The sequence below is a fragment of the Streptomyces sp. NPDC002156 genome (assembly GCF_053593675.1).
This window is the reverse complement of record NZ_JBSFDA010000353.1, coordinates 1-2,366: the sequence shown is the minus strand read 5'-3', so window position 1 is coordinate 2,366 and position 2,366 is coordinate 1. Positions and strand designations below refer to the sequence as shown.

General features: G+C 70.1%; 3 protein-coding genes. 2 read left to right on the top strand and 1 reads right to left on the bottom strand.

Translation table 11 applies throughout. The annotated features are described in order from the left end of the window. Positions 1 to 10 precede the first annotated feature (10 nt). On the bottom strand, positions 11 to 988 hold the full coding sequence (locus ACWCRB_RS49620) for an aldo/keto reductase (protein WP_451002344.1): 978 nt from the start codon (positions 986 to 988) through the stop codon (positions 11 to 13). Positions 989 to 1,159: 171 nt separating this feature from the next. Between ACWCRB_RS49620 and ACWCRB_RS49615 the strand changes: the two genes are divergently transcribed. Together ACWCRB_RS49615 and ACWCRB_RS49610 are read left to right on the top strand one after the other, a co-directional pair. After that, positions 1,160 to 2,047, top strand: coding sequence for a helix-turn-helix domain-containing protein (locus tag ACWCRB_RS49615; protein ID WP_451002343.1), 888 nt, complete (start codon positions 1,160 to 1,162; stop codon positions 2,045 to 2,047). An 80-nt stretch (positions 2,048 to 2,127) separates the two neighbouring features. Beyond that, positions 2,128 to 2,366, top strand: a 239-nt coding sequence (locus tag ACWCRB_RS49610) for an aldo/keto reductase (RefSeq protein ID WP_451002345.1), incomplete at its 3' end; no start/stop codon positions are given.

The window sequence follows — 2,366 nt, the reverse complement described above, 5'->3', positions numbered from 1 at the left end:
GGTCGGCCGATCAGAAGTAGGTGGGCAGGCGTGGGGTGTAGGGGGCTTCCAGTGCGGCGATCTCGTCCTCGGTGAGCGTGAGGTCGAGCGCGGCGACGGCGTCGGTGAGGTGGCGGGTCCTGGTGGCGCCGACGATGGGCGCGGACACGACGGGGTTCTTCAGGACCCAGGCCAGTGCGACCTGGGCCATCGGGACACCGTGTGCGTCGGCGATCTTCTGGACGGCGTCGACGATGGCTTCGTCGGTGTCGACGAACAGGGGGCGCCCGAGGTGGTCGGTGTCGGGGGCGGTCTGGGCCCGTACGGTGCTGCCCTGGCCCCAGGGGCGGGCGACTCGGCCGCCGGCCAGGGGGCTCCAGGGGATGGAGCCGACGCCGGTGTGGGCGAGCAGGCCGAACATCTCCCGCTCCTCCTCCCGCGCGAGCAGGCTGTACTGGTCCTGCATGGACACGAAGGGCGTCCAGCCGTGACTGTGGGCCGCGTGCTGCATGGTGGCGAACTGCCAGGCCCACATCGAGGAGGCGCCGAGGTAGCGGACCTTGCCGGCCTTGACGAGGTCGTGCAGGGCTTCCATGGTCTCCTCGACCGGGGTCTCCGGGTCGAAGCGGTGGATCTGGTAGAGGTCGACGTAGTCGGTGCCCAGCCGGGTCAGGGAGGCGTCGATCTGCTCCATCACGGCCTTGCGCGACAGGCCGGACCCACCGGGTCCGCCGTGCATGGGGTTGAACAGCTTGGTGGCCAGGACGACGTCGTCGCGCTTCGTGTACCTCCTGATCGCGCGGCCCACGATCTCCTCGGAGGTGCCGTAGGCGTAGATGTTGGCGGTGTCCCAGAAAGTGATCCCGGACTCGACGGCCTGGCGGAAGACCGGCTCGGCACCGTCGTCGTCCAGCGCCCACGGCATCTGCGAGGTGTCACCGAAGCTCATGCACCCGAGTGCGATACGGCTGACCTTCAGTCCGGAGGTACCCAGACGGGTGTACTGCATGACGCGCTCCTCATCGTCGGCGCAGCCGGCCGACACCGGCTGCTTCATCGTCGAGGCTAGGCAGCCGGCGGTGGCGGTGGGAGATGCTGCCAGTACCCCCCGCGGCATGCCACCGAGGGGGGTACTGGCAGCACCTCCCACGTTCGCGGTGCGGCTCGTAGCGTGAAAGGCATGAACAACCGCAGCGAGGTACGGGACTTTCTGATCTCACGCCGCGGGAAGGTCACCCCCGAGCAGGTGGGCCTCGTCGACCACGGCGGCACCCGCCGTGTGCCCGGTCTGCGACGCAGCGAGGTGGCCGACCTGGCGGGGGTGTCGGTGGAGTACTACACCCAGCTGGAGCGCGGCAACGTGCGCGGTGCCTCCGAGACCGTTCTGGACGCCGTGGCCCGGGCGCTGCTGCTGGACGAGGCCGAGCGGGCACACCTGTTCGATTTGGCGCGTACGGCCAACAGCGGCACGGCGGTACGCCGCCGCCCGGCGGTACAGCGGGTACGTCCGGCCATCCAGGCGATCCTGGACAGCCAGCTGTCCCCGGCCTACGTCACCAACGGCCTCGCGGACGTCATGGCCACCAACGCGCTGGGCCAAGCCCTGCTGTCTCCGCTGTACGAGGACCCCGCCCGCCCGGTCAACGCCGCACGGTTCCGCTTCCTGAACCCCCGCGCCGCCGGGTACTACCTCGACTGGGAGGCCACCGGCCGCGACGGCGTCGCCGGGCTGCGCCTCCTGGCCGGCAAGAACCCCTACGACAAGGCACTGACCGATCTCATCGGGGAGCTGTGCACCCGCAGCGAGGAGTTCCGCACCCGGTGGGCGTCACAGGACGTCCGGCTGCACCGCACGGGAGTCAAGCGGCTGCACCACCCGGCCGTCGGTGACCTCGACCTCTCCTACGAAACCCTCGATCTGCCCGCCGATCCCGGTCTCGTGCTGATCATCTGCACCGCGGAACCCGGCTCACCCAGCCGCCAGGCCCTCGACCTGCTCGCCAGCTGGGCCGCCGCGCCGGACCCCGTCGAGCCCGCGAAGGAAGAACCGAGCGACCGCGGCCGGTAACACCTGACCCACCTCCCCCACGTGCCGGTGCGCACCCCCGCGCCGTTCAGCACCACCCCGAAAGGTTCACCATGTCCACGATCCCCGATGTCACGCTGAACAACGGCGTCCAGATGCCGGTCCTCGGCTTCGGCGTCTTCCAGGTCCCCGCCGAGGAGACCGAGCGGGTCGTCACCGACGCCCTCGCCGCCGGCTACCGCCACCTCGACACCGCCGCCGCCTACGGCAACGAAGAAGCCGTCGGCAAGGCCGTCAAGGCCAGCGGCATCGCCCGTGACGAGCTGTTCATCACCACCAAGATGTGGGTCAACGAAAAGGG